We start from the raw sequence: 26340 nt of genomic DNA on the forward strand, positions 1-26340 counted from the left end.
GACGTCGTTCAGTCGAAGGTCGAGAAACGCTCATGCGTGTCTAGGTGTTTGATTCCATTGTTTGATGGCGCGACCCTTTCTATGGAATGGAAGGAAGCTATATGAAAAGCTCCCCAAAAACCGGACGCTGACGTAAGCTCTGTTTTGTTGTCTGCTGATCTGGACCTGTATTTGTGCCGCCCCATTTTGATTGAGGTGATAACTTGGACGCCAAACCTGGCAAACAATACGCTACACTTCGCGATGTCGCGCAGATGGCCGGGGTAGATATATCGACCGTTTCCAGGGTCTTGCAGCGCAAAGGCAGGGTTTCCGAGGAAACTCGCGCTCGGATCATGGCTGCGGCAGAAACGCTTGGCTATCGCGCCAATCCTGCCGCTCGCGCGCTAAAGACGGCGCGCTCCATGACCATCCTCATGGTGGTCCCTCAGATCGAAAACCCTATCTTTGCCTCGGCGATTCTGGGCGCCGAGGCCGAAGCGCGGCGTAGAGGATATGCTCTGGTCGTTGCCTATGACGGTGGCGGCAATGGAAGCGCGATCATCCGAGACGTGTCCAACGTCAACATNGCGTAGAGGATATGCTCTGGTCGTTGCCTATGACGGTGGCGGCAATGGAAGCGCGATCATCCGAGACGTGTCCAACGTCAACATGATCGAGGGCATCATCATAGCAAGTTTCGATGAAGACGACCGATTGCGCCAGACCTTGGCCAGCACAGGGCGTCCGTATGTCATATTGAACAGGTTCCTGTCTGGTGACTACAACTGCGTCGCGATCGATACACGAGTGGCTGCATACAAGGGCGTGCGCCATCTGATCGACCTGGGCCACCGGCGGATTGGCCATCTGGCGGGGCGGCTGGGCCGCTTCAACGGCGAGATGCGCCTGCAAGGTTGGTCCGATGCATTACGCGAGGCTGGCCTCGTGCCGCATGACGATCTGGTGGCCGAGGCCGGATACGATCCCGAGAAGGTGCCCGATGCAGTTGATCTGCTATTGGCCGCCGGGGTGACTGCAATTCACGCAGCCACTCTTTTGACGGGCGCTGCAGCAATCGCCCGCCTGCACGCGCTTGGCCGCAAGGTCCCGCAGGAGATATCTGTTGTCACCATGCATGACGATTTGCTGGCCCGTGTTGTGTATCCCGAGGTAACGACCGTTGGGCTGCCGACGCAGCGCATGGGCCGCGCGGCGGCCGAACGTCTTGTCCGTCTAATCGAGCAGGGAAATGACGGACCGACCGTTGTGCAGGAAAACATCCTGCTGCCGCCTGACGATCTGATTATCCGCGACTCGGCCACCGTACTGAATTCCTGACGAGAGCCTTGACAGGGTGCGGAAATTAGCGTGTCCTGCCGTGAACAAACGTTTGCGCAAATGTGATTTGCTCTTTGTGCCGCTAGAAGGATTACCCCATTGCCGACCGATGATCTCGCCTCCGCCCTGTCCAAAATTGTCGGTGCACAAAATGTTCTAAGCTCGGAAGACGAGCGCAAGGAATACTCTCACGACCGCCTGCCCTACGCCAATTTCCGCGCCCGTGCCGGCGCACTAGTCGGCACGTTGCCGGGTCAAGTCCTGCGCCCCGCAACAACAGAAGAGGTGGCGGGGATCGTCAAACTGGCGGCCAAGGCCGATCAGCCGGTCATCCCCTATGGCAGCGGCTCGGGCGTTCTGGGCGGAATCATTCCGCTGCAATCCGAGGTGATGATCGACATGCAGCGCATGGATCGGATCTTGGAAGTCGACACACAGAACAACCTGGTGACCGTTGAGGCGGGCATGAACGGCCAGGCATTCGAGGAGGCGCTGAACGCCAAAGGCTATACTTCGGGCCACCTGCCACAGTCTTTGACCATATCGACGGTGGGCGGCTGGGCGGCCTGCCGTGGGGGCGGTCAGGAGTCCAGCCGCTATGGCAAGATCGAGAATATCGTCGTCGGCCTCAAGGCCGTGCTGCCGGACGGTCAGATCATGGAGGTCCGCCCCTTGCCCAAGCGCGCGACCGGCCCCTCGATCCTCGATCTGATCGTCGGCAACGAGGGCACGCTGGCGATCATCACCGAGCTGACATTGCGGATCTGGAAACTGCCCGACGCCGAAGAGGTGATGGTTTTTGCGCTGCCCAACCGCGCGGCGGCACTCGATTTGGCGCGACAAATCATGCAGGAAGGGATGCATCCCCGGCTTGTGCGTCTTTACGATGAAAAGGAAAGCGCCGGACGCACTGAAGGAATTGCCGCCTTTGCGGATCGTCCCGTGATGGCGAATGTCGTTGTCTGCGGCGCGCCGTCGATCGTTAAGGCCGAGGCGGAAATCGTGCGCGGCTTTGCCAAGGATCTCGATGCGGTCGAGACCCAGACGCGCCCCTTCGACGAGTGGCGCGCCAAGCGTTACGTGTCGATCACCAAGCAGTGGCAGGAAAAGGGATATTTCAACGACACGATCGAGGTGACGGTGAACTGGTCGCAGGTCACCGCGCTATACGACACCATCGCAGCCGAGGTAAAAAAATTGCATCCTGATGCGCATTTTTCGGCCCATTGGAGCCATGTCTACCCCGAGGGGGTATGCCAGTACATGACGCTGCGCCTGCCACCGATGAATCAGGACGAAGCGCTACCGCTGCATGCGCAAATGTGGCAGATCGCCGAAGGCGAGACGCTGGCGCATGGCGGCTCAATCGCACATCACCATGGCAGCGGGCTCTTTCGCGGCGGTTGGATGGATGGCGAGCATGGCGTCGGCATGGACCTCTTGCGCAAGGTGAAGACCGCCATCGATCCGCAGAACATCTTCAACCCCGGCAAGCTGGGCTTTGCACCACGCGACGGCGCTATCGACCCATACCGCGATCGGTCCGGCAATGTCTGAAGATCTACTGCTGGGAATTGATCTGGGTGCAGGATCGCTGAAATCGACGGTAATCGCGGCGGATGGCCGGATCGTCGGCACGGCGTCACAGAACATCAACACCTCGGTGCCGCGCGCGGGCCATAGCGAGCAGAGCCCGGACATCTGGTGGGCGGCCGTCCTCACCACGCTGCGCCAGCTTTGGGACAGCGGCGTCGATCCCGCCGCGATCCGGGCAGTCTCGTTTACGGCGGGTGCGCATACTCAGGTACTGGAGGACGCCAAGGGCACTGTGCTGCGACCGGCGATCATGTGGAACGACCAGCGTTCCGGCGCAGAAGTCGATCGCGCGCGCGCCAGTGATGGCGACAGGATCCTGCATCTCTCTGGCAACCGCATCAGCGCAACATGGACCTTGCCCCAACTGATGTGGGTGCGCGCGCATGAGCCTGATATCCACAGCCAAATCCACCGAATCCGTCCTGCCAAGGATTGGTTGCGGCGACAGTTGGACGGCAGCGACGTGACTGACAATACCGATGCCTGGGGCCTGATGCTGAATGATGCGTCGGGCGGAGGCTGGTCTGATGCGCTTTGCGCGATGGCGGGCCTATCGGCGGAAGTCCTGCCCGCTATCGTCGGCTCGACTGACGTGACCGGCCGCGTGACCAAGGCCGCTGCCGACGCGACTGGACTCAAGGTGGGCACACAAGTTGTCTGCGGCACGTCCGACACCAATGCCGAGACTTTCTCAGCAGGCATGACGCGCCCCGGCATTGGCGCGCTCAAGCTGGCGACCGCAGGCACAGTCTCGACGCTCACCGCTGACCCTGTGTTTTCCGAGGATGTTATCCACTACCCCCACCTGGTGACCGGCCATTGCTATGCCATTCTGGGCACCAATTCCTGCGCATCGGCACATCGCTGGCTGCGCGATGCGATGTTTCCTGATCTGGGCTTTGACGGGATGGACGCGCGCGCAGCCGAGGCACCGGCGGGATGCGAGGGGCTGCTCTTTCACCCCTACCTGAATGGGGAGCGCAGCCCCTATTGGGATCCCGATCTGCGCGCCTCGTTCGTCGGGCTCGGCTTTGCCCATGGCGCACCGCATATTTGCCGGTCGGTTTACGAGGGCATCGCATTTACCTTGCGCGACTGCCTTGACGTGCTGCATGCGCGCGGCATGGGTTTTGACACCGCGCGCCTTGTCGGGGGCGGCACAAAAAGCGCGCTCTGGCGGCAGATCATCGCGGATGTCACCGGCCTGACGATCGAGGTTCCCGAGCAGGGCGACGCGTCCTTTGGCGCGGCCCTGATCGCGGGCATCGGCGCGGGCGTCTTTGCCGACACCGAGGATGCTGCGCGCCTCATCCATGTGCGCGAGACACTGCGGCCAAACAGCGAGGCGAAAGCGGTATATGACGCGGCTTTCTCCCGGTTTCGGGCGGTCAAGGAGGCGCTGACGCCCGCAAACCACGATATCGTCGCCGCCACGCGTGAGGCGACCGCATGAGCACCGTCAGCCTGCAGAAACTGCGCAAGACTTATGGGAAGATCGTTGCCGTCGAGGGCGTCGACCTGGAGATCGCCGAGGGCGAGCTGATCGTGCTTCTGGGCCCGTCGGGATGCGGCAAATCAACGACGCTGCGGATGGTTGCAGGGCTCGAGTCGATCACATCAGGCGCGTTGCAAATCGGTAACCGCGATGTAACCCGGCTAGAGCCGAAAGATCGCGACATCGCGATGGTTTTTCAGAATTACGCCCTTTATCCGCACAAGACGATCCGCGCCAACTTGGCGTTCGGCCTCAAGATGCGCGGGATGCCCAAGGACGAGGCGTCCCAGCGCGTTCAGGAGGCTGCCGAGATGCTGGACATCGTGCATCTGCTGGACCGCAAGCCCGGCCAGCTGTCGGGCGGGCAGATGCAGCGCGTGGCCCTCGGGCGCGCGCTGGTGCGCGATCCGGCTATCTTCCTTCTGGACGAGCCATTATCGAACCTCGATGCCAAGCTGCGCGCGCGGATGCGCGAAGAGATCGCGATGCTACAACGCCGGATCGGCAAGGCCATGCTTTACGTCACGCATGACCAGACCGAGGCGATGACCCTCGCCAACCGCATCGTCATCATGCGCGATGGCAAGGTGCAGCAGATCGGCTCGCCCCTCGAAGTGTATGACCGACCGGCCAATGCCTTTGTCGCAGGCTTCATCGGCTCACCCGAGATGAACATCATGGAGGGCGATATTTCCGGTGGCCAGCTGAATCTGGGCGGCGATGTCAGCTTCGCCGTGCCGCAAGGCGCGGTGCCGGGGCAGGTCACGGCGGGCATCCGGCCCGAGGCGCTGAGCCTCACCGATGGCGGCGTACCCTTTAGCGTGCAGGGGATCGAACAGCTGGGATCACAAACGCTGTTCATCGGGATGATGGGCGATCACCGGGTCCGGGCCATGACGGGACGGCGCGACGATATTTTCTTGGGCGACACGATCACGCTATCGGTTGAACCGTCCGCCATACACCTATTCGACCGCGAAAGCGGCGAACGGCGCGGTGCAGCCGGGGAGGGCTGAGATCGCGAAAGTCGTAACTGACGCGCGTTTTGCGCAATCTGGGAGGAATGAAATGATCAAGAGCACCAAGAGAAATCGCCTACTGACGCGCCGGCAAACGTTGCAGGGGATCGGCGGAGCCGGACTGGGTCTGGCTGTGTCCGGACTGGCGGCGCCCGCCGTCAGGGCACAGTCGAACCGCCCAATCCGCTTTTTGAACTGCGAGACGGGTAAGGACACACTGGCCTTCTTTTCAAAGGCGGCGCAGGAATATCAGGACAAGACCGGGATCGAGGTCGTCGTCGATTCCGTACCTCTGGGCGAGAGCTTTACCAAAATCACCAACGGTATCCGCTCCGGAACGCCCTATGACGTCGCCAATGTTGGCTTCATCGGTCACGTGCTGCTCTTGGCCGAGGAAGGCCATATCGTGCCACTCAACGAGCTGACAGACCAGCATGAATGGGGCAACAACATCCTCTTCCCGATCGACGGTCAGGTCTATTGGTATCCTTTCGACTACAACCTTGCGCTGATCTACTATCGCAAGGATCTCTACGACAGCCTGGGGCTCTCGATCCCGACCACTTGGGATGGGTTCGTGTCCAACTGCGAGGCGACGGTGGATGGCCGCCGCAAGGGCAGCCTGTTCCCCATCGGCTCGAACGGCGCGACCAACTGGATGTCTATGGGTTTCATGTGGGCAGAGGGCGTCGAGCTCTTCGACGACAACTGGAACGTCATTCTCGACAGTGACGAGATGCGCCCAAAGGCTGCGGCCTACCTGGACATGATGGCACGCCTTTATCCGACGATGCCACCGGGTTCGCTTCAGGCGAGTTACGCTGACGTGGTATCAAACCTAGTAGCCGGCACCGTCACACACGGCGCCTATGCCGGCCGCGTGCTGGAGGCTGCGGACCGCGACAATCCCGACCTGGCCGCGAACCTTGACGTGATGCCCTATATGGACAGCAATGGATCGCAGACGGCCGTCAATCATGGATATGACGGATGGGTCGTTCTGGACACGGACAATACGGATCCTGCGATGGATTTCATGCGTTGGCTGACCGGAGAGCGGTTTGTCGATTTCCTGCACACCGCGCCCGTCCACTTCCAGCCTGCGCGTCTGGATCTTTATGATAACGACCGCTGGCGTGACAATGAATTGATCCGCAAATACGGCGGCATTGTCGAAAAGATGCAGAGCCTGATCACCGACGACTCCGTGGTGCTGACTTCCATCGACACCCAAGGGCCTGCGGTCGATGTGCGGCCCGGCAAGGTGTTCGAATCCTTCGCCCTGCCCGAGATGCTGCAAAACAGGATCCTCAACGACATGGATGCGACCGAGGCCGTGTCGATGGCCGCGGAGGCGATACGCAAGTCGATCGCATAATCGCGCCTAACCATTCTGCGGGGGCGCCCTACGGCGGCCCCGCATACCCTTATCAGGAGTTTGCGAATGTCCCGCTGGCTGCTTCCCGGTTTTCTGGCCGTGGGCGTGATTGCGACGATGGTCCTTATCGTCGGACCGGCGATTTATGCCGTCTCGCTAAGTTTCTATGATCTGCCATCCCTCACCGCTGATCCCGTGTGGGTCGGCTTCGCAAAATATGCCGAGCTTCTGGCGAGTGCGGAGTTCTGGAACGCACTCTGGAACGGCGTTTTCTACGCGGGCTTGTCGATCGTGTTGCAAGTCGTGCTAGGCATCGGCTTTGCGCTTTTGCTCAATCAGAAATTCCGCGGGCGCGCCGTGCTGCGCGGCCTCGCTTTCCTCCCCTATCTGCTGCCCACGGTGATCGCGGTGCTGACCTTCAAATGGATGGTCGACGGATCGCTCGGCATCGTCTCGATCATGATGGACGAGATGGGCCTGCCCCCGATCTACTGGTTCGAGACCGAACGCATGGCCATGTTTTCGGTGATCCTGATTTCTGTCTGGCTCTGGACGCCCTTCGTCACTACCACCTTTCTGGCGGGCCTTCAGACCGTGCCGACCCAGTTATACGAGGCCGCGCGGATTGATGGGGCTGGCCCGATCCGGCAGTTCTGGCACATCACGCTCCCATCGCTCCGCCCGATCCTGACGGTCATCATCCTTCTGCGCGGTGTGTGGATGTTCAACAAATTCGACGTGATCTGGCTGACCACCGGGGGCGGCCCGCTCGGCGCGACAGAGCATTTGCCGGTGCTCTCCTACCGCCAGGCCTTTGCGCTTTACGACATTGGAAGCGGCGCGGCCGTGGCCACGCTATCTTTCGTGGTGCTGATGGTCGCCGTCACCTTGTATTTCCGCTTTTTCCCCATGGAGACAGGCAAATGAGCACGGCAATCGGCCCCCGACCCATCATCGGGCGAGTGGCAATCTATGCTGCGGCGATCATCCTCGCGGTTTACAGCGCTTTTCCGATCTACTGGATGATTACTTCATCGCTGCGCCCAACGCAGGAGCTGTTGCTGAACCCGACGCTGGTGCCACGCAGTTTCACTCTGGAATATTACTACTCCCTGCTGGCGCAGACAGATTATCCCCGCCAGTTCCTGAACAGCCTGATCGTTGCGCTTGCCACAGTCGCGCTGACGATGGTGCTGTCAATCATGATCGCCTATGGCGTGACGCGCCAGCGGATCCGGGGCAAGCAGTTCATCATCATCGGCATGCTCTACGCTTACATGTTCCCGCCCTTGCTACTGGCGATCCCGCTGTACTCGATGTTCACCTATATCGGCCTCAACGACACACTGTTGTCGCTGGTCATCTCGCACCTGACGATCACCATGCCCTTGGGTGTGTGGTTCCTCTGGGGGTTTTTCAAGACGATGCCCTTCGAGCTGGAGGAGGCGGCGATGGTCGATGGCTGCACCCGGCTGGGCGCGTTTCTGCGCGTTGTTCTGCCCCTGTCGGTTCCCGGTCTCGTGACTGTGGCTATCTTTGCGTTCTTGCTGTCGTGGACCGACTACACATTTGCACTTGTCATGATCGGGTCCGACGCGAACAAGACGGTGCCTTTGGGCCTTGCCTCGATGATCGGCGCGTTCGACCTGCGTTGGGGCGACATCATGGCCGGATCGACCCTGATCGCCCTGCCCCTCTTTGCAGCCTTCGTGATGCTGTCGCGCTACTTCGTCCAAGGGCTAACGGCAGGCGCGGTGAAAGGATGACTGCCATGCGCATACTGGGCGCGCCGCAGCGTTACATTCAGGGTGCGGGCGCAATTGGGCGCTTGGCCGAGGAAATCGCGATCGCCGGGGGCGGGCCGGTTGCCATCGTAATCGATCCCGTAGCGCAGGATCTCTTGGGCGACGTGCTGGCGCGGGACCTGGCGCAGGCACGGCTCTTGGCGTTCGGCGGGGAATGCACGGCGGCTGAAATCTCAGCCCGCGCGGCCGAGCTGGGTGATGCGCGGCTAGTCGTCGGGATCGGCGGCGGCAAGGCGATCGACACCGCCAAGGGCGCAGCGATCGAGCGGGATCTGCCCGTCGCGATCGTGCCGACCATTGCCTCTAACGACAGCCCGACTAGCCATATCGCGGTGATCTATACCGAGGATCACGCCGTCTCCGAAGTGCGCCGGATGCGCGTGAACCCGGCCTTCGTGCTGGTCGATACCGCTATCATCGCAGGCGCGCCGCGCCGCTTTCTGGCCGCGGGGATAGGCGATGCCATGTCCAAGCCCTACGAGTTGGCAGGCGCCCTTGCCGGGGGTGGACTCAACTTCTTCGGCGGCTCGCCGACAGAACTGACCCGCGCCATCGTCGGGCACGCACGCGACATCCTTCTTGAGGATGGCGAGGCCGCGATGCAGGCCACTACGCCAGATGAAGGCTTCGAGCGCGTAGTCGAGGCGTCGATACTGCTCAGCGGACTTGCGTTTGAAAGCGGCGGGCTGTCGATCGCGCATTCGCTGGTACGCGGCCTCTCGGCAATGCCGCAACTGGCCGGACTTCTGCATGGCGAGATGGTCGCGCTCGGCACGCTGACGCAGTTGGCAGCGGGACAGGGTAGCACCGATGAGATCGCCGAGCTGGCCGGGTTTTTCGAACGCATTGGCCTGCCGACTAACTTCGGCGCGTTCGGCGTGACGGACCCTGCGGATTTCCGGCGGATGGCCGAGATTTCACTCACCGCGCCCTACGCAAGTAACTATGAAAGGCCGCTGAGTGCGGACGATCTGGTGATGGCGATGCGCGCGCTAGACGGGAAAGGCTGAGCCATGAAGCACGGACGAAATGCAATTGTCACTGGCGGCGGCACCGGAATAGGCCTTGCCACCACACGCCTTTTGGCTACGCGCGGCTGGCAGATCACCGCGCTCGGACTGGAGAAGGATGCCGATTTTCCTGATGATGCCCGTTTTGCCGAATGCGACGTAAGCCATCCCGAGGATCTGGCTAGCGCTTTGGAAGGCGTAGATCAGTTATCGGGCCTCGTCACCTGCGCCGGAATCATCCGGTTCGACCGCGAGTGGGAGCCGGAGGTATTCGAGCAGGTGATGTCGGTCAATGTCACCGGCGTTCTCAACGCTGCCAAGGCGGCGCTTCCAGCACTCGAGGCCGCCGGCGGTGCGGTGGTCAACATCGCCTCAATGTGGAGCTGGTTCGGCAATCCCGTCTCGCCCGCCTACGGCACAAGTAAAGGGGCGGTCGCGGCGCTGACCCGCTCGCTCGCCGTGTCATGGGGTGCGCGGGGTGTGCGCGTCAACGCGGTCGCGCCCGGCTGGGTTGAAACGCGCATCTCCGACGGTGCGCGCTCGGACCCGGCGCGCAAGGCGCGCATCGATGCCCGCATTCCGATGGGCCGCTGGGCGCAGACGGATGAGATCGCTAAGGTTGTCGCCTTTCTTCTCTCGGAGGACGCCAGCTATGTTCACGGCGCCATTCTGCCGGTAGATGGTGGCTATCTGTCGGCCTGACTGGCTGGAAATGGCCTGAGAAACGCTCTCTGCAGATAAATCGCCCAATAGTCTTCTGCGCTGCTTTCAGCAGCTTGGTCAAAACGATGCTCGGGCTGAATTGGAATTAGTTCTACCTGATTTGCGCATCTCGAACCAATGCCGCCATACGGTAAAAGCCATGGGCCATCTTGGAGTAGGGCGTGCTGATAAAGAAGACGAGTACCGCACCGAGATGGATTGCGAGCAGCCCGGGGACGAAGCTCGTTCCGGTGGCCGCGTAGAGCAAGAGGCCAGTCACCCCAGTCAAGGCCAATAGCATTACGAAAGCCATCTCGGCGCCCAGAGCGCTGCTGGCACCGAGCTCGGGGTCTGCCTTCAGCTTGAGATAGATCAGCATCGCAGAGCCCAGAGTGAGCAGAATGCCGCCAGGCACTCCCAGCAACTTCGGCAGGGAAAACAGCCCATAGGGCGCTTCCATACCAAATCCGTAATGCAGTATCGTGCCGCTGGACGTCGACGCAAAGCAAAGCAAGAAGCCCCACATCACCGCCTGGTGCGCATAACGCCGCGTGTTCGAGAAACGATCCTCATCCTCGAAATTACAACCCTGATCCTGCCCCCCTGAGAGGTTGCGCATCGTGGCAGCGCTTTGCGCCGCAGCCACAAGATGCTTCCACCGTACCCGCGCGCCGCCGACCTCACGCCAGTATCGCCTGAGGCCGATCCCGACCGCCGCGAGCGGCAGCACGAAAGCGGGCAGGAAGATTGCAACCATCGTGCCGTGAGACAGCACGGAATAGAAGCCCTCGCCGCTGGCCGGAGTGAGGTTTGCTGCGATCCAGAAAAGACATGCGATGCCCAGAACCAGCGCACATGCCATTGCCACGCCTGAGCGTTGAAAGAGCCGCGCAGGGGCGGCGGGCCAGGCAAAACGCTCCCACGATTCCTGCCGGGCCTCGGCCAGCGCGGCGGGCAGGTTAAGCCCGAATTCATGGGGCTCTATGTATTGACAGGCGTAATAGCATCCCCGGCAGTTGTGGCACAGATTGGCAAGCTGCGTCAGGTCGCCCGAGGCAAAGCTGCGCTCCTTGAACATCGCGGGAAAGACTGCGCAATAGCCCTCGCAATAGCGGCAGGCATTGCAGATCTCGACTTGGCGCGCGGCTTCGGCCAGCTTGGGTGTGTCATAAGGCATGGGATGCCGCCTCTTGTCCTGCGATGCGTCCGAAGACCGTACCGATGGTCATGCCAAAACCGGCGAGGTAGCCTTGGCCAAGGATCGACCCGGCCATGATTTCGCCAGCGGCCCAGATGTTGGCATAAGGCCCGTCGGGGCCATGCACGCGCGCGGTGTCGTCCACCTTTAGCCCGAGATAGGTAAAGGTGACCCCTGGCCGGAGGCTATAGCCATAGAACGGCGGCTCGGTGATCGGGCGAGCCCAGTTGGTCTTGGCGGGGCTGAGCCCATCGGTTGCGAGCCCGTCGAGCTCGGTGGGGTGAAAGGCGCCAGAGCTGTCGATGGGACAGGCGGCGTTGAAGGCGTCGATTGTGCTCGTCAAATTGCCCACAGGCAGGTCCATTAGCTCGGCCAGTTCCCCGATTGTGTCCGCCTTGATCGGAGGGAAGACAGAGGGCATGAAGAGGTTGAGCGATTTGGAGTCGATGATCGAATATCCGACCTGATCAGGCTGGGCTGCGACAAGGCGCCCCCAGATTGCGTAGCGCTTGGGCCAGACATCCTCGCCCTCGTCGTAGAACCTCTCGCCATTTTTGTTGACCACGACCGAGAAAGGCACGCAGTCCAGCCGCGTGACGATGCCCCCATCGAATTTCGGAGCGCGCCCATCGATGGCGACGGCATGGCACTGGGTCGGATCTCCGACGCTTTCAGCGCCTTGGTCCAACATATCCTTGAGAACGACACCGCGATTATAGGGCGTGCCCCGGATGAGGAAGTTGCGCGCGGATGACCCCCACGCGCGGGCAAGCCAGTCGAGATCGCCTTGAAAGCCGCCCGATGCGAGCACGATGGCACGGCTTTGCAAGGTGGTTGTCCGTTCGCCTTGGCGCATGTCGACACCCGTCACCTCTGCGCCGTCAATATGCAGATGGGTGACCTCGGTGTCATACATTATGGTGACGCCTAGCGACTCGGCGGTCCGATAATAGGCATTGACCAAGGCCTTGCCGCCCCCGAGGAAAAACGCGTTCGTGCGGCTGAGGGACAAGGTCCCCGACAGGGACGGCTGAAAACGCACCCCATGTGCCTCCATCCAGGGCAGGCAGTCCTCGGAGTTGCGGATACACATTCGGGCGAGATGTTCGTCGGTTTTGCCTTTGACCACGCGCATCAGGTCGTCGAAATACTCGTCCTCGCCATAGCGGTCTGTCAGAACAGAAAGCGGCCCCTCATGCATGCAGCGAAAGTTGCGGGTGTGGCGCGAGTTGCCGCCGCGATAGACCTTGGGCGCGCTTTCCAGAAGGATCACACTGCATCCCTTTTCAGCCGCCTCGATGGCGGCGCAAAGGGCGGCATTGCCGCCGCCGACAACGATCAGGTCGTAAGGATCAGAGCTCATGGGTATCGGCGTCCATCGTTCTTGCATCGCGAAGCTGGCGCAATCTTGCGGCATGCGCGCCTTGGATGTGCAGGCGCATGGCACGCTCGGCCTCGTCTTCGTCGCGTGACCGAAGCGCCGCGATGATCGCGGCATGTTCCTTCCCGGCTTGTTCAGCCCGCTCCGACTGCTCCATTGTCGAGCGGCCGAGGATCAGCAGGGTCTTCTGAACCGACTGGACCGCGCGCAGAAGAAAGCGATTGCGCGCGGCGTCCAGAATGGCGGCGTGAAAATTCTGGTTCTGGCGGTATCGCTCCTCGGAGTTTCGCGCCGCGCTCATCGCGGCCTGGATCGCCTCTATTTCGCTCAGCTCGACCTCCGAGGCGGCACGGGCGGCAAAGCGGGCCGCGGTGCTTTCGAGCACGGCGCGCATGTCATAAAGCTCGGAGATTTCCGAGTGGTCGAGCGTTCGGATTGTGGCGCCCAAGCGGGGGATGTGCATTACGAGGCCATCCGCCTCGAGCTGCCTGATCGCCTCGCGGATCGGAGTGCGGGACATGCCGAAACGCGCGGCCAGATCCACCTCGGTCAGGCGGTCTCCGGGCAGCAGATCGCCTGCGCGGATGTCATGGACGATCTGCTGATAGGCGTCCTGTCCGGGCGGCAGGTCCGTGCGCGGTGTGCTGCTCTTGGTCGTCGATGTTTGATTGGAGATGGGTTTTGCGCTTGCCACGATCTCAGGCTCCCCTTGCATGGCTCTTGAATACGGAGGTATGCAACTGGATGCAACACTGGAGTGACCGAATGATTGGCGTCTTCACATCAGCAGTCAGCCGCGAGCGACTTTGGACACTTGGGGTCGCCGCTGCCGGAACGCTGGTCGCGTGGGTTCTGAGTTTGCCGCTTCCCTTTCTCTTCGGCCCTCTCGGGGCGTGCCTTGTAACGGCGATGGCGGGCATGCGTCTCAGGGCGTTTGGTCAGGTGTCAATTGCGGCCCGCACGATCCTCGGGGTGGCGGTGGGGGCATCGATCACTCCGGCCCTCATCGGGACCCTGCCGCAGATGGCCGCATCGATCGCGCTCATCCCCCTCTACATCGCCGTCATCGCCCTTGTCGGCGTGCCCTTCTTTCATCGGGTTTGCGGCTTCGACAAGGCAACGGCCTGGTATGCGGCGATGCCAGGTGGCTTACAGGACATGGTGATTTTCGGAACCGAGGCCGGGGGCGATCCGCGTGCGCTGTCGCTGATCCATGCAACCCGGGTTTTGGTCGTGGTGTCGATCGCGCCCGTCATCCTGACATTCGGGATGGGGGCGAGCCTCTCGAGCCCGATGGGGCCGCCGGCCAGCGATCTGCCGGTGATCGAAATTGTGCTGATGGCGCTGGCGGCCCTGATCGGCTGGAAGGGCGGCGAGCGGATAGGTCTTTTCGGCGCGTCCATCCTCGGCCCCATGATCATGACCGGTGCCCTGTCCCTGACCGGCCTGATCCACACGCGCCCTCCGGCCGAAGCGATCCTCTTTGCCCAGTTCATGATCGGCATTTCGATTGGCGTCGGCTATGTCGGTATCACCTTCGTGGAGTTTCGCAAAGTTGTGCTGTCCGGTATGGCCTTCGTGCTGGTTCTCGCGGCGTTGGCAGCCTTTTTCACCGAGATCGTTGTCATCTTCGGACTGGCCCCGCCGATGGAGGGATTTCTGGCCTTCGCTCCGGGTGGCCAGGCCGAGATGACGGTTTTGGCAATCGTGGCCGGCGCCGATCTGGGTTACGTGATCGTCCACCACCTGTTGCGGATGTTCCTTGTCATCACCTGCGCGCCTCTTGCCGCAAAGATGCTGTTTTCATTAAATAAAAAGTAGTGCGAGTAGCGCTGTCCAAACCTTTCCCCGATCATTCGGGCGCGAGCTGCCGCAGCCATGCCACCCAAGTTTCGAACCGAAAAGGGTGTTGACACTAAAAAAATCATAATCCTATGATGGTAAAGTCATAACGGCATAATGAACCTTTTTCCGGTCTGGAATGAAGGCGTTTCACTGAATTCTGGACGGGTTGAACTGATGGCGACGGCATTGAACACCAAATCTCATGCGGCGGCGCCGGAAGGCGTCTCTGACCTGCTCTCGGCGGCGGCAACGCGGCTCAAGCCCTCGGCGACGAACACGACCTCGCAGAAGGCGCGCGATCTCAAGGCGCAGGGCCGCGACATCGTTGCGCTCAGCGCGGGTGAGCCGGATTTCGCCACGCCCGAGAACGTCATCGCCGCCGCCATCGATGCGATGAAGGCCGGGCATACGAAATATGCGCCCGTGGCCGGCATCCCAGAGCTGAAACAGGCCGTGCGGGGCAAGTTCAGCACCGAGAACGGACTGGACTACGCGGATGACGAGGTGATGGTTTCAACCGGTGGCAAGCAGGTTATCGCGAACGCCATGATGGCCACCATCGATGAGGGCGACGAGGTCATCATTCCGGCGCCCTACTGGGTATCCTATCCCGAGCTGGTCTCGTTCTGCGGCGGCACGCCGGTGGTGGTGCAGGCCGAGGCAACCACGGGATTTCTGCTGACCGCCGAGGATCTGGAGGCCGCAATCACGCCGCGAACGAAATGGGTGATCCTCAACTCGCCCTGCAACCCCTCAGGCGCCGTTTACTCGCGAGATGCGCTTGAGCGGATCGCCGGGGTTCTGGAGCGCCATCCGCGCATCCACGTGCTGAGCGACGATATCTATGAGCACCTGATCTATTCCGACACCGCGTTTTCGACGCTGGCCGAGGTTGCGCCGCAAATGAAGGACCGCGTTCTGACGATGAACGGCGTCTCCAAGGCGTATGCGATGACGGGCTGGCGCATCGGCTATTGCGGTGGTCCTGCGCATCTCATCAAGGCCATGTCCAAGATCCAGGGGCAGACGACCTCGGGCGCGAATTCCATCGCGCAATGGGCGGCGGTCGCCGCTCTGACGGGGCCACAGGATTTCCTGGCCGAACGCCGAGCGTCGTTCCGCGCGCGGCGCGATCTGGTGGTTGGGATGCTGCGTGAGGCGAAGGGGCTGGAATGCCTCGTGCCCGATGGCGCCTTCTACGTCTATCCTGGCTGCGCCGGCACATTCGGCAAGACGACAAAAGGCGGCCGCAAGATCGGGAGCGATCAGGAGTTCTCCGAGGCGCTGCTGGAAGAAGAGGGGGTTGCCGTCGTTTACGGCGCGGCCTTCGGTTTGCCAGGGCATTTCCGGGTCTCCTATGCCTCCTCCGAGGCGCAGCTTCGGGATGCCTGCATGCGCATCACGACGTTCTGCAACGGTTTGAGCTGAGGAGCGCCGCAAGATGATTGGATTTCACGTTCACGCACATCCCGGCCGCGTCTCGCCCGAGCTGGTCGAGGCTTTCAGAGCACTCCCAGTCGCCAATGTCTCGGACGTGATGAGCCGGCTATCCGGCGGCGGGCCGCTCCTTCAAGCGCGACATGGCGGCGGCGTGCTTGCCGGGCCGGCTGTGACGGTCAAGACGCGGGCCGGCGACAATCTCATGATCCACAAGGCCATAGACGTTGCCGAGCCAGGTGATGTCATCGTGGTTGATGCGGATGGCGACGTAACCAATGCCGTCGTTGGCGAGTTGATGGTCGCCCATGCGCGCTATCGCGGCATCGCGGGCATGGTGATTTACGGTGCGATCCGCGACGCCGGAGCCATTCGGGCAGGCGATTTTCCGGTCTTCTCGACCGGCATCAGTCACCGCGGCCCCTACAAAGACGGGCCGGGCACCGTGAACGCGCAGATTGCGCTCAGCGGTATGATCGTTGCCGCAGGCGATCTGATCCTCGGGGATGAAGATGGCGTCGTTGCCATTCCCCGCGCCGAGGCGAATGCCATCCATGAGGCGGCGGTCAAGAAGGCCGCGGCTGAAGACAAGCAGATGCAGCAGACCCTGGTCGGCGGGATGGACCGATCCTGGGTCGACAGAACGCTGAAAGAGAAAGGCTGCATCGTAGAGATCGACTCCTAAGAACCACAAACAACAGGAAGGTAAAAAAATGCAAAAATCAGTTATCCTTGCCGCCGCTCTTGCGCTGGCACCGGGTGTCGCGCTGGCCGACTGGCCGGGCGACAAGCCAATCACCCTCGTCGTCGGATACTCGGCTGGCGGCGGCACCGATATTCTCGCGCGCACCATGGCGCCTTTCCTCGAGAAATACATCGAGGGTGCCAGCTTCGTTGTGGTCAACAAGCCGGGGCCTGGCGGTGAGTACGGCTTTACCGAAACGGCCAATGCCGATCCTGATGGCTACACTATCGGCTTTATGAACGCGCCTGCCTTCATCACGCTGCCCTACGAGCGCGAGACCCGCTACAGCTTCGACAGCTTCGCGCCAATCGCCAACCTGGTGACCGATCCCGCGACACTGAGCGTGCCGGGCGACAGCACGATCGGCTCGCTCGATGATTTCGTTGCCGAGGCGAAGGAAGCGCCCAGTGCGCTGACCATCGGCCATCAGGGCTATGGCGGCTCGATGCATTTGAGCCTCGAGGGCTTCCTCGACATGACCGAGACCGAAGTCACGCAGGTTCCCTTCCCGGGCATCCCGCCGGCGGCGACCGCGCTTCTGGGCGGTCACATCGCTGGTCTCGTCGTCGGTGCGGGCGAGGCGTCGGGCATTGGCTCGGAAGACAAGCCGATCAAGATCCTCGGGGTCATGTCGCGCGAGCGGCTTGAGCTCTTCCCCGACATTCCGACCTTCGCGGAGCAAGGCTACCAGATCTATAGCGGCTCGGATCGCGGCTTCGCGGCACCCAAGGGCACCCCGGATGAGATCGTGTCGAAGATCGGCGAGGCCATCGAGAAGACCCTCGAGGATCCCGAGTTCCTGAAGGCGGCGGAAGAGCAGAGCCTGCCGCTGAACTACATGAACAAGGCTGAATACACCGAGTATCTCTCTGAGGTGAACACCCGGATCGGCAAGCTCTGGGAAACCAACCCGTGGCGGTAATCCGGTCATGACCGACCGCCATACCAACAGCCCCTCGGAGATCGTCTCCGGGGGGCGCGAAGGCCTTAGAGATCAGGTCTCGGCTGCCATTCTCATGTGTATTGTCGCCGTGTTCTGGTGGGATGCGAACGCGATCAGTGCCTTCGAGGCGCAGATGTACCCACGTCTCGTGCTGACCGTGCTCGCCGTTCTGGCCGTGCTTTTGTTCCTGCGGGGCTTCAAGCTCGGCAGCAAGGTCGCGGATCAACCCGTTGTCTCGTCCTGGACCGCGTTCCTCGCGTTTCTGGTGCCGACCATCCTCTACGCGGTGGCCGTCGGAAAGATCGGCTTTTTCACCTCCAGCATCGTCTACATACCACTTGTCGCGTATCTGATCGGGCTGCGCAGCCATTGGCTGAATGCGCTCGTGTCATTCGTGTTTCTCTTGGCGACATGGCTGGTCTTCGTTGCGCTTTTCGCGCGCCCCCTTCCGCAAGAAATTTTCTGGGGCTAGCTCATGTCCATCATCGACATTCTCTTTGCTGCCATTCGCGAAATTCTGATGTGGCAGAACCTGGCCGCAATGGGCGTCGGCGTCGTGGGCGGGATCCTGATTGGCGCGCTGCCGGGGCTCACGGCGACGATGGGCATCGCCATTCTCATCCCGCTGACCTTCACGATGGAGCCGATGGTGGCGTTGGGTATGGTCGCCGGCATCTATAATGGCGGCATCTACGGCGGTGCGATTCCGGCCATTCTGCTGGGTATTCCTGGCACATCCTCGTCTATTCCGACGACATTCGACGGCGTTCCGCTGGCCAAACGGGGCGAGGCGGGTAACGCGCTTCGCATATCGGCCTGGTCGTCTGCGGTGGGTGGCGTGGCCAGCGGGTTCTCACTCCTGCTGCTGGCACCGCCGCTGGCGACCGTCACGCTTCTCTTTGGACCGGCCGAGTATTTCTGGGTCGCCCTTTTCGGCATGTGCAGCATCGCGATCCTGTTGGGCGCGGACCCGCTCAAGGGTCTGATCTCCAGCGGTCTCGGCCTGCTGATCGGCACGATCGGCATCGACAGCGTCTCGGGGCACGAGCGCTTCACGCTCGACATCTATTACCTAACCGGCGGTTTCAACTTCATCGTCCTGCTCGCCGGTCTATACGGCCTGCCGCCCGCCATCGACCTCGCGCAGACCGCGATCTCCCAGCAAATCGACGCGGCCCGGACGGCCATCAAAGAATCCGAACACCGCTTTACGGACTGGCCGAGCCTTTTTCCAACTTGGGCGCGCTCCTCGATGATTGGCATCGTCATCGGCATTCTGCCCGGCGTGGGCGGCACGATGGCCGCGTTCCTGAGCTATAACGAGACCAAGCGCGCCGACAAGGATCCCGAAAGCTTCGGCAAGGGCAACTATAAGGGTGTTGCCGCCTCGGAATGCGGCAACAACGCTGATAATGCTTCTGCGCTCATCCCGACGCTGACACTCGGCGTGCCGGGCAATGCCGTCGCAGCGGTCATCATGGGCGCGTTCCTCGTTCATGGACTTCAGCCTGGGCCGGGTCTCTTCCGGTCTGAGCCGGTGCTGGTATATGCCTTCATCCTGCAGATGATCCTCACGGCAGCCATTCTGCCGCTCCTTGGCGGCACGATCGCGGTGCGCGTCTTTGCTCCGGTGCTACGCCTCCCGCAATCGCTGATCGCGCCCATCGTGGTCAGCCTCTCGGTGATCGGTGTCTATTCTATTCAGAACAGCGTGTTTGATATCTACGCACTCATCGGCTTCGGTCTGTTGGGATACATCCTGCAGCGCACCGGGTTCCCGCTGGCACCGATCGTGCTGGGCGTCATCCTTGGCCCGATGGCTGAGCAGCAACTGCGCCTTGCGCTTATCATTTCTCGCGGGGATGTTCTGTCAATTGCCAGCAGCACGGTGTCGATGATCCTTATCGCCCTAATCGCGCTCGTGCTCCTGCTGCCAGTGGTTCGGATGCTGATGGGCCGTCGGGCCCGAATCGACCCGAAACTGAAATAATGACCACAATTACGCACACGCAGGAGGACAACATGCAGGTACATGAACGGCTCGCGCAAATAGTTGCGCAGGAGGGGGTGTCATGCCATTTCACGCTTCTGGGCGATGCCAACATGTATTTCGCCGACAGTCTCGATGCGCTTGGTGTCGAGTCGATCCATGTTCGTCACGAGCATTGTGCCTGCTCGATGGCGATGTCCTACGCGCGTGCCACCGGCGATCTGGGCTTTTGCTCGGTGACCTGCGGGCCGGGTGTCACGCAGCTTGCCACTGCCTTGCCGGCGGCGGTGCGGGCCTCGATTCCGATGGTGATCTTTGCGGGGGAAAGCCCGCTAGGCAAAGCGTGGTACAATCAGCAGCTCGATCAGGCGCCGGTCGTCCGTGCTCTAGGTGCGGACTACATACCCATACACACTCAGGGGCAGATGGCGGGCAAGCTGCGCGAGGCGTTCCTATCGGCGCGCCTGCATCAGAAGCCAGTCGTCGTCGGAATTCCCATGGACCTTCAGCACCAAGAATGGACGGGATCTGAGGAGTATGTTCCCTCGCAGCAGGTCATGCCGAAATCCGCTCGGCTGCATCCTGCCCCCGAGGCCGTAATCGAGGCCGCCGACCTTGTCGCGGCCGCCCAAAAAATCGTGCTGATTGCCGGAAAGGGCGCGATGCGCGCGGGCGCGTCCGAAGCATGCGCGGCGCTGGCCGACCAGTGCGGCGCGCTTCTGGCGACCACGCTTCCCGTGCGGGGCCTTTTCTTGGACCATCCCTTCGATCTGAATGTTGCTGGCGGTTTCTCATCGCCCTTGGCGCGTGAGCTTTTCGCCGAGGCGGATCTGATCATCGCGGTAGGCGCAAGCCTGACACAGCACATGCGGGACGCGGGAAAGCTCTTTGGCGCAGCCAAGGTGCTGCAGATTGATATTGCGCCGAAAGGGATTAATCAGGGCGCCGTCGTCGCGGATCATGTTTTGCAGGGCGATGCCAGGGTGGCTGTGCAGAAACTCAGCGAGACGCTGGAGGAGCGCGGCGTGAGCCCGTCCAACTGGCGCAACGCCGCCCTGCACGAGCGGATTTCGAACACCCCCGGCGACGACGCCGAATTCCCAAATGATGGCTATCTCGATCCCAGGGATGTCATAGCGGGCCTTCAGGACGTGCTGCCCAAACACTGGGAAATGGTCAATTCTTCTGGCCATTGCTCATATTTCTCGGCACAGATGCGCGGCTGGCAAGCGCGGAATTTCCACGTGATCCGTGAATTCGGCGCGATTGGTAATGGCCTCTCCTACGCCATCGGCGTGGCGGCTGCGTGCCGCGACAATACGGTTGTCCTCATCGACGGGGATGGCAGTCTGCTGATGCACGCGCAGGAGCTGGAGACTATCCGTCGCCACGGGTTCAAACTCCTGATTTGCATCCTCAATGATGGCGCCTACGGATCCGAGATTCACAAATTGCGCAGCGAAGGGCTGCGTGATGGCGGCGCGGTGCATGGTCGGGGAGATCTGGGCGCGGTCGCGCGGGGCTTTGGACTTGGAGGCAAGGTTTTCACTGAACTTTCGACCCTCGGCAGCGATCTCGAGGCTTTTGACAAGGGCACGACCAGCGCGCTTTGGGACTTCCACGTCAGCGATCTGGTCACCTCGCCAATCATGCGCCAAAACCATCCAGACAAGCGGCATGGCTAAGTCATGCCTAACGCCACCGTCAGGCGCCTTGAGAGAATCCCAGCATCATCGAAAGGCGATGCACCTTCGCCGCGATATGGTCGAGGTTGTCGGGGCTTTCGGCATCGAACCGTCCAATCGGCCCGGATACGGCGATCACGCCCACCAAAGTGCTATTGCGGTCGAACACCGGAACGGACACCGACGAGGTCAATGGGTCATAGGCGCCTACCGAAAACCGCGCCAGCTCCGAGGGCCGCGCCAATCCTTGTGGCGCACCATCCGCGTAGTCACGCAGAACCTGGCTGATCGAGGTGGTGTCCATCGGTATCAGCACGCCGACCTTGCGGTTGACCCGCAGAGATTGCGGCGAGTCTACGCCCATCAGGCACATGCGGTTCGCGCCTTCTCGAACGTAGAAGAAGACGCTTTCGCCGGTCGCATCCCGCAATTGCGTCATCGTGGCTTCGATCAATTCGCGCTGGTCGAGAGAATTCTCGAAGGCGCGGCCCAGTTGAAATGCTTTTACCGAGAGCTGATATCTGCCGTCAGGCAGCTTGCGCACATAGGACAGCTTCTCGAAGGAGATCATGTAGCGCAGGATGACGCTCTTGAACAATCCGGTCGCATCGGCCAGATCGCTCAGCGTCAGCGGGCGGTGTTCGGCCGCAAATGCATCGAGAATGCGCAAGGACCGCTCGGCGGCGGCCACGGGCCTTTCGACCCCTTCTGTATCCGGGCTTTTGGCCATGATGATGGTCGCTCCAAATTCGTCATCTTGTTCGGTCAAGCTCGTATAATAGTGTTATAGTTTTGTCACCTACATTGAGCGCACCGCATGCGGCGGACTGAATGCGTGCCACTCTCGGACATGAAAGGCATGGACGTGGATCATCCCAGAACGATGGCAGAAAAACTGCTCGGCCGCGCCACGAACAAGTACGTGCGCGCCGGAGATATCGCCGTTTGCACACCGAGCCACGCAATGGGTACAGATGGCTCGATTCCCATGGCGATCGACTACCTAGCCAAAATGGGCCGCGAGACTGTCGCCGATGCCGCGCAACTGCTCTTTGCCATGGATCACTATGGCATAAGCTCGGGGCCGAATGCGCTGGCGCTTCAGGCGAAGGCGCGCAAATTCGCGCATGAGAACGGTATTCGCCTCTTCGACGTCGGCGACGGGATCGGGCATCAGCTCCTTATCGAGGAGGGGATCGCCGCACCGGGGCGGCTCGTGGTCGGCGCGGATTCGCATGCGACCTCCTATGGCGCGCTGAATTGCTTCGGCACCGGGATAGGATCGTCGGACCTGGCAGGTGTGATGTTCTGCGGGCAGATGTGGCTGGAGGTTCCCAAGACAATTCATGTGCATCTGACGGGCCGTATGCCGCAGGGTGTTTCGGCCAAAGATGTGGCGCTGGTTCTGGCCCGGCGTATGGGGGCGGATGGCGCCAATTACATGGCTCTTGAATTTGGCGGGCCGGGCGTGCCCACGATGGACATGGACGACCGTATCGTGCTGTCGAACATGGCGGTCGAAATCGGTGCCAAGGCAGGCATCTTTCCCTTCGACGTCGTGCTCGAGGACTGGATGCAGCGCATCGGCGTCGGGGACTACGTTTCGATCGCCGCCGATGAGGGCGCGGACGTGGCGCGAGTGGTCGAGGTGGATCTGTCTTCGCTGACACCGCAGATCGCGCTGCCGCACCGCGTGGACAACGTGACCGACCTTGACGATCAGCCCTTTACGCCGGTCGATGTCGTCTATCTCGGCACCTGCACCGGCGGCAGGATGCGCGACTACGAGGAGGCGCTGGAGGTCATCACGAAGGCGGGGCATCTCAGCGACCGCGTGCAGGTGGTCGTGACGCCGGCTTCGGGCCAGATCTACAGTGAGATGAAGCGTATCGGAATGCTGGACCAGTTCCGGGCCTTTGGGGCCAGGATCGAGCTGCCCGGATGTGGTGCCTGCTGCGGAACATGCGGCACGATCCCCTCGAACGGCCAAAAGATCATCTCGAGCGCCAATCGCAATTTCAGGGGCCGGATGGGCAACGCCGCGGCAGAGATCTATCTCGCCTCGTCCATATCCTGCGCGCACGCTGCCGTGCGCGGCGGCTTTGGTAAATGAGCCTAAAGGAGAGCTGACATGACCGATACACTCGCCTCGGGCAGCGCACGCGTTCTCGGAGATGACATCAACACCGATTACATCGTTCCGTCGCATCGCAAGAAAGAGACGATAGACCCCGATATCCTGCGAGCCTTCATTTTCGAGGATATCGCCCCCGGTTTCTACGACGCGATGGAGGCCGAGACGATCCTGGTTGCTGGCACCAATTTCGGGTGCGGTTCGGCGATGGAGGTGGCCGTCACCGTTCTTCAGGCGGCTGGAGTCAAGGCCGTCATAGCTAAGAGCTTTTCTCGTACTTTTCGGCGCAATGCTTTGAACAATGGATTGCTGCTCTGCCAAGCTCACACAGGAAGCATTGAGGATGGCGATGAAGTTGCGGTAATGTTGCAAGACGGCGCTCTGCTCGTACAAACCGCCACATGCAAGCCGATTGAGGCAGGGGTCATGCCCAGCTTTATGCTCGAGATGCTGTCTCATGGCGGATTGACGAGCTACCTCAAGGCCAAGGGTGGATTCGGCTGACTTGCCCCCCCTGGTGGTCCCTCGTGCATATCGAGAGTGTTCGGGGATCAGATCACCGCGGCAAGCGACTTCATTGTCACCGTCAACATTTTTCTATTTAGTGGAAAGGCCTACCGGACTGGGAGGGTACTACCGAATGTTTGCGGCGCTGTTTACGCCAAGGTCGAGGAGACTCCAGTTTGGCTTCAAAGATTATTGATGACCTCCTGTCAAGTGATGACAAAATAGACCGGGAGATCGCAGGGGCTTTGCTAGAGCTGCAGGATGGCAAGGCCGAAAAAGGTCTCTCACGTGCTCTGGGCTACGAGCCGCGTGAAATTAAAGAAAAAGGTGCAGTTGCGGTCATTGAGGCCAGAGTGATGAAAAGCTCTTCAGGGTTTGAGGATGTTGACAGCGGCTCAAGCTATGAGGCGATTGTCGACCGACATCCAGAACGGTTTCGAGAAGAAGTTGTCACTTCGGCCAGGCAGCGCCTGCAGACGAGGCAAGCCACGAAGCCAGAAATCTCTTCCGACGACGTTCGCTTGATCGCAAACTCTCGCGCTAAGCAGAAGTATGCAGAGCTGTCAGAGGGTGAGAAGGCAGCTTATGTTAAGGTAACTGCGGCACTCGAAGCCCTGGGTAACCGTGTCAAATCGAAGCTTTCCGACCCGGAGAAATTCGAAGTCCGCCTTACTTCAGGGTTCCACATCAAGAGCGGCGTGAGAGGGTACATTCCCAAAGATCTGTGGTTCTCAGTTTCGCCCCAACAGAACGCCAAAGCGCTCGCTGGAATGCCGCAGATTTTTATGATCGTGTCCGAGCGTGGAATTGAGTACGGGTATGGAGCTTCTGTTTCCCCGAACGATTTTTCTCAACAATCTGTGAAAGACCTAGTTCGCAGCGCAGCGCCTTTGGTGTTCGATAAGCTGCCGAGTGCGAACTCTTCTGAAGCCACTAGGATTCAGACTGAAATAGAGGCTGCCGGCAATTGGTTCTACCGCCGCAAGCATCGTCTGCCGCCAAAGCAGAATGACTTTAAAAGCTTCAACGAATGGCTCGGTTATCTCCAGTCAGCGCAAGGCAAGAAAAGCGCGGCCGGAACAATAAGTCGATACATAAACGATGACGAAATTGAAGGTGTGGATCTCTTTTCAGAGGTAGAAGAGATGGCGCGGATCTTCGAGCCCCTCTTAGACCGTGATTGGGGCGCTCCAAATCAGCCGAATAACCTGCCTCGCCCGGTGGAGGATCAGCACCCAGAGGAGGCTAGCTTGGAGGGGGCAGCAGAATTCGCAGAGAAGCTGACCCACTTCTTGAAGTTGTTTGACCAAAAGCGAACCGGGCCATTTACGATCGACAGTGAGCTTGGAACTGCGATGCAGGATCTGAAGTCCTGGTTAGAAGGTCTTCTGGCAGTATATTCGCGACCGACCATAAATGTTAAGATGAGCGTAGGGCAGGGCGGGTGGACCAAAACCCCCTGGATTGCATTGCTCGATGAACGCGAAACAACATCTACACAGCGCGGTACCTATGTTGTTTTCCTGATAGCCGAAGATCTGTCGGTTACCTACCTGACGCTCAATCAAGGAATGACGGAATTGCGTGACAGCTTGGGACAGCGCGGTGCCGTAGAACGAATGCTGCAAGTCGCTGAAGCAGCCCGGCTAAGGATTCAAAGTTTGGATCAGGCAGGATTTGTACTCGATAACAACATCGACCTACGTTCAGAGACCGGCGCGGCCAAGAATTATGAGATTGGCACGATCGCTCACGTAGATCTGACGAGCGATAGCATCCCTGACGATGTCACCATTAACCGGCTTCTCAGTGCTCTGCTAAAAGCATACGATACCCTGATCGATACCCTGATCGATACCCCTACTGACGCAGAGGATGAGCACCTAGGGCCTAATGTTAGCGTGATAGACCTTGAGCCGTATGGTATTGAAGACGCGCTAGATGAGCTGTTCCTTGAACGCGACGACGTGGAGCGGTATCTCGACATCTGGTCAAACAAAAAGAACCTTATACTGCAGGGCGCTCCCGGTGTCGGAAAATCATGGTCCCTTCTCGTTCCGTGTGGGTAGTCGGGCGCACCGGTGCTTGAGCCGCTCCCATATTTCGTGCCTTCGGTAGGCGCGTCCGACGCGGAGACCTCAGCCATCGCA

The 26340-nt window shown here is 60.7% G+C and carries 24 protein-coding genes; 20 read left to right on the plus strand and 4 right to left on the minus strand.

Annotated features, from left to right (window positions below; all coding sequences use genetic code 11):
• Positions 1-203: 203 nt before the first annotated feature.
• The 10 genes from V8352_RS18645 to V8352_RS18690 all read left to right on the plus strand — a co-directional run bounded on the left by V8352_RS18645 (position 204) and on the right by V8352_RS18690 (position 10325).
• The gene (locus V8352_RS18645; RefSeq protein WP_336425797.1) at positions 204-575 is read left to right on the plus strand and encodes a LacI family DNA-binding transcriptional regulator; all 372 of its coding nucleotides are present in this window, start codon (positions 204-206) and stop codon (positions 573-575) included.
• A gap of 61 nt (positions 576-636) precedes the next feature.
• The gene (locus V8352_RS18650) at positions 637-1320 is read left to right on the plus strand and encodes a LacI family DNA-binding transcriptional regulator (protein ID WP_336425798.1); all 684 of its coding nucleotides are present in this window, start codon (positions 637-639) and stop codon (positions 1318-1320) included.
• 99 nt (positions 1321-1419) lie between these two features.
• Positions 1420-2877 (plus strand): FAD-binding oxidoreductase, encoded by a 1458-nt coding sequence (locus V8352_RS18655; RefSeq protein WP_336425799.1) that lies wholly within the window; start codon positions 1420-1422, stop codon positions 2875-2877.
• A complete protein-coding gene (locus V8352_RS18660; protein ID WP_336425800.1) occupies positions 2870-4369 on the plus strand; it encodes a xylulokinase in 1500 nt (499 codons plus the stop codon). The genes V8352_RS18655 and V8352_RS18660 overlap by 8 nt, the downstream gene beginning before the upstream one ends.
• Positions 4366-5427: an ABC transporter ATP-binding protein gene (locus tag V8352_RS18665; RefSeq protein ID WP_336425801.1), complete on the plus strand. Its 1062-nt coding sequence runs from the start codon at positions 4366-4368 to the stop codon at positions 5425-5427. The genes V8352_RS18660 and V8352_RS18665 overlap by 4 nt, the downstream gene beginning before the upstream one ends.
• 52 nt (positions 5428-5479) lie before the next feature.
• Positions 5480-6808, plus strand: coding sequence for an ABC transporter substrate-binding protein (locus V8352_RS18670; RefSeq protein WP_336425802.1), 1329 nt, complete (start codon positions 5480-5482; stop codon positions 6806-6808).
• Positions 6809-6874: 66 nt separating this feature from the next.
• Entirely contained in the window at positions 6875-7735 is an 861-nt protein-coding gene (locus V8352_RS18675) for a carbohydrate ABC transporter permease (RefSeq protein WP_336425803.1), read from the plus strand.
• Positions 7732-8574 (plus strand): carbohydrate ABC transporter permease, encoded by an 843-nt coding sequence (locus V8352_RS18680; protein WP_336425804.1) that lies wholly within the window; start codon positions 7732-7734, stop codon positions 8572-8574. Before V8352_RS18675 ends, V8352_RS18680 begins: the two co-directional genes overlap by 4 nt.
• Positions 8575-8579: 5 nt before the next feature.
• Positions 8580-9623: a glycerol dehydrogenase gene (locus tag V8352_RS18685; protein WP_336425805.1), complete on the plus strand. Its 1044-nt coding sequence runs from the start codon at positions 8580-8582 to the stop codon at positions 9621-9623.
• Between the two features lie 3 nt (positions 9624-9626).
• Complete coding sequence (locus V8352_RS18690) at positions 9627-10325, plus strand: SDR family NAD(P)-dependent oxidoreductase (RefSeq protein WP_336425806.1); 699 nt, start codon at positions 9627-9629, stop codon at positions 10323-10325.
• A gap of 112 nt (positions 10326-10437) precedes the next feature.
• On the opposite strand, the gene tcuB is transcribed toward V8352_RS18690, so the two are convergent.
• From tcuB to V8352_RS18705, 3 genes are read right to left on the minus strand one after another with little or no spacing between them, the layout of a single operon-like run.
• On the minus strand, positions 10438-11502 hold the full coding sequence (gene tcuB / locus V8352_RS18695) for a tricarballylate utilization 4Fe-4S protein TcuB (protein WP_336425807.1): 1065 nt from the start codon (positions 11500-11502) through the stop codon (positions 10438-10440).
• Positions 11492-12886: an FAD-dependent tricarballylate dehydrogenase TcuA gene (tcuA, locus tag V8352_RS18700; protein WP_336425808.1), complete on the minus strand. Its 1395-nt coding sequence runs from the start codon at positions 12884-12886 to the stop codon at positions 11492-11494. Before tcuA ends, tcuB begins: the two co-directional genes overlap by 11 nt.
• The gene (locus tag V8352_RS18705; protein WP_336425809.1) at positions 12876-13598 is read right to left on the minus strand and encodes a GntR family transcriptional regulator; all 723 of its coding nucleotides are present in this window, start codon (positions 13596-13598) and stop codon (positions 12876-12878) included. Before V8352_RS18705 ends, tcuA begins: the two co-directional genes overlap by 11 nt.
• 71 nt (positions 13599-13669) lie before the next feature.
• Between V8352_RS18705 and V8352_RS18710 the strand changes: the two genes are divergently transcribed.
• The 7 genes from V8352_RS18710 (at position 13670) to V8352_RS18740 (ending at position 21549) form a co-directional block, all read left to right on the plus strand.
• Positions 13670-14725: an AbrB family transcriptional regulator gene (locus tag V8352_RS18710; RefSeq protein WP_336425810.1), complete on the plus strand. Its 1056-nt coding sequence runs from the start codon at positions 13670-13672 to the stop codon at positions 14723-14725.
• 210 nt (positions 14726-14935) lie between these two features.
• A complete protein-coding gene (locus tag V8352_RS18715) occupies positions 14936-16177 on the plus strand; it encodes a pyridoxal phosphate-dependent aminotransferase (RefSeq protein WP_442971067.1) in 1242 nt (413 codons plus the stop codon).
• A 13-nt stretch (positions 16178-16190) separates the two neighbouring features.
• Complete coding sequence (locus tag V8352_RS18720; protein ID WP_336425811.1) at positions 16191-16871, plus strand: RraA family protein; 681 nt, start codon at positions 16191-16193, stop codon at positions 16869-16871.
• A 28-nt stretch (positions 16872-16899) separates the two neighbouring features.
• Positions 16900-17853, plus strand: coding sequence for a tripartite tricarboxylate transporter substrate binding protein (locus V8352_RS18725; RefSeq protein ID WP_336425812.1), 954 nt, complete (start codon positions 16900-16902; stop codon positions 17851-17853).
• A 7-nt stretch (positions 17854-17860) separates the two neighbouring features.
• Positions 17861-18346: a tripartite tricarboxylate transporter TctB family protein gene (locus tag V8352_RS18730; protein WP_336425813.1), complete on the plus strand. Its 486-nt coding sequence runs from the start codon at positions 17861-17863 to the stop codon at positions 18344-18346.
• 3 nt (positions 18347-18349) lie between these two features.
• Positions 18350-19864 carry a tripartite tricarboxylate transporter permease gene (locus V8352_RS18735; protein WP_336425814.1) on the plus strand — a complete coding sequence of 505 codons (1515 nt, stop codon included), beginning with the start codon at positions 18350-18352 and terminating at the stop codon, positions 19862-19864.
• On the plus strand, positions 19864-21549 hold the full coding sequence (locus V8352_RS18740; protein WP_336425815.1) for a thiamine pyrophosphate-binding protein: 1686 nt from the start codon (positions 19864-19866) through the stop codon (positions 21547-21549). The genes V8352_RS18735 and V8352_RS18740 overlap by 1 nt, the downstream gene beginning before the upstream one ends.
• A 19-nt stretch (positions 21550-21568) precedes the next feature.
• Here V8352_RS18740 and V8352_RS18745 read toward each other — a convergent pair whose 3' ends face one another.
• Positions 21569-22279, minus strand: coding sequence for an IclR family transcriptional regulator (locus tag V8352_RS18745; protein ID WP_336425816.1), 711 nt, complete (start codon positions 22277-22279; stop codon positions 21569-21571).
• A gap of 87 nt (positions 22280-22366) precedes the next feature.
• On the opposite strand from V8352_RS18745, the gene V8352_RS18750 reads away from it, so the two are divergent.
• The 3 genes from V8352_RS18750 (at position 22367) to V8352_RS18760 (ending at position 26259) form a co-directional block, all read left to right on the plus strand.
• Positions 22367-23662, plus strand: coding sequence for a 3-isopropylmalate dehydratase large subunit (locus tag V8352_RS18750; protein ID WP_336425817.1), 1296 nt, complete (start codon positions 22367-22369; stop codon positions 23660-23662).
• An 18-nt stretch (positions 23663-23680) separates the two neighbouring features.
• Entirely contained in the window at positions 23681-24187 is a 507-nt protein-coding gene (locus V8352_RS18755; RefSeq protein ID WP_336425818.1) for a LeuD/DmdB family oxidoreductase small subunit, read from the plus strand.
• Between the two features lie 179 nt (positions 24188-24366).
• Positions 24367-26259 (plus strand): MrcB family domain-containing protein, encoded by a 1893-nt coding sequence (locus tag V8352_RS18760; RefSeq protein ID WP_336425819.1) that lies wholly within the window; start codon positions 24367-24369, stop codon positions 26257-26259.
• Positions 26260-26340: the final 81 nt, after the last annotated feature.

Source organism: Roseovarius sp. D0-M9 (genome assembly GCF_037083805.1).
In the GTDB taxonomy this organism is placed as follows: Bacteria; Pseudomonadota; Alphaproteobacteria; order Rhodobacterales; family Rhodobacteraceae; genus Roseovarius.

What these genes read in the sequence shown, in the direction of transcription:
- V8352_RS18660 (WP_336425800.1), top strand. Translation starts at nt 2,870, where the DNA reads ATGTCTGAAGATCTACTGCTGGGAATTGATCTGGGTGCAGGATCGCTG.
- V8352_RS18665 (WP_336425801.1), top strand. Translation starts at nt 4,366, where the DNA reads ATGAGCACCGTCAGCCTGCAGAAACTGCGCAAGACTTATGGGAAGATC.
- V8352_RS18670 (WP_336425802.1), top strand. Translation starts at nt 5,480, where the DNA reads ATGATCAAGAGCACCAAGAGAAATCGCCTACTGACGCGCCGGCAAACG.
- V8352_RS18675 (WP_336425803.1), top strand. Translation starts at nt 6,875, where the DNA reads ATGTCCCGCTGGCTGCTTCCCGGTTTTCTGGCCGTGGGCGTGATTGCG.
- V8352_RS18680 (WP_336425804.1), top strand. Translation starts at nt 7,732, where the DNA reads ATGAGCACGGCAATCGGCCCCCGACCCATCATCGGGCGAGTGGCAATC.
- V8352_RS18685 (WP_336425805.1), top strand. Translation starts at nt 8,580, where the DNA reads ATGCGCATACTGGGCGCGCCGCAGCGTTACATTCAGGGTGCGGGCGCA.
- V8352_RS18690 (WP_336425806.1), top strand. Translation starts at nt 9,627, where the DNA reads ATGAAGCACGGACGAAATGCAATTGTCACTGGCGGCGGCACCGGAATA.
- tcuB (WP_336425807.1), bottom strand. Translation starts at nt 11,502, where the DNA reads ATGCCTTATGACACACCCAAGCTGGCCGAAGCCGCGCGCCAAGTCGAG.
- tcuA (WP_336425808.1), bottom strand. Translation starts at nt 12,886, where the DNA reads ATGAGCTCTGATCCTTACGACCTGATCGTTGTCGGCGGCGGCAATGCC.
- V8352_RS18710 (WP_336425810.1), top strand. Translation starts at nt 13,670, where the DNA reads ATGATTGGCGTCTTCACATCAGCAGTCAGCCGCGAGCGACTTTGGACA.
- V8352_RS18720 (WP_336425811.1), top strand. Translation starts at nt 16,191, where the DNA reads ATGATTGGATTTCACGTTCACGCACATCCCGGCCGCGTCTCGCCCGAG.
- V8352_RS18725 (WP_336425812.1), top strand. Translation starts at nt 16,900, where the DNA reads ATGCAAAAATCAGTTATCCTTGCCGCCGCTCTTGCGCTGGCACCGGGT.
- V8352_RS18730 (WP_336425813.1), top strand. Translation starts at nt 17,861, where the DNA reads ATGACCGACCGCCATACCAACAGCCCCTCGGAGATCGTCTCCGGGGGG.
- V8352_RS18735 (WP_336425814.1), top strand. Translation starts at nt 18,350, where the DNA reads ATGTCCATCATCGACATTCTCTTTGCTGCCATTCGCGAAATTCTGATG.
- V8352_RS18740 (WP_336425815.1), top strand. Translation starts at nt 19,864, where the DNA reads ATGACCACAATTACGCACACGCAGGAGGACAACATGCAGGTACATGAA.
- V8352_RS18745 (WP_336425816.1), bottom strand. Translation starts at nt 22,279, where the DNA reads ATGGCCAAAAGCCCGGATACAGAAGGGGTCGAAAGGCCCGTGGCCGCC.
- V8352_RS18750 (WP_336425817.1), top strand. Translation starts at nt 22,367, where the DNA reads ATGCGGCGGACTGAATGCGTGCCACTCTCGGACATGAAAGGCATGGAC.
- V8352_RS18755 (WP_336425818.1), top strand. Translation starts at nt 23,681, where the DNA reads ATGACCGATACACTCGCCTCGGGCAGCGCACGCGTTCTCGGAGATGAC.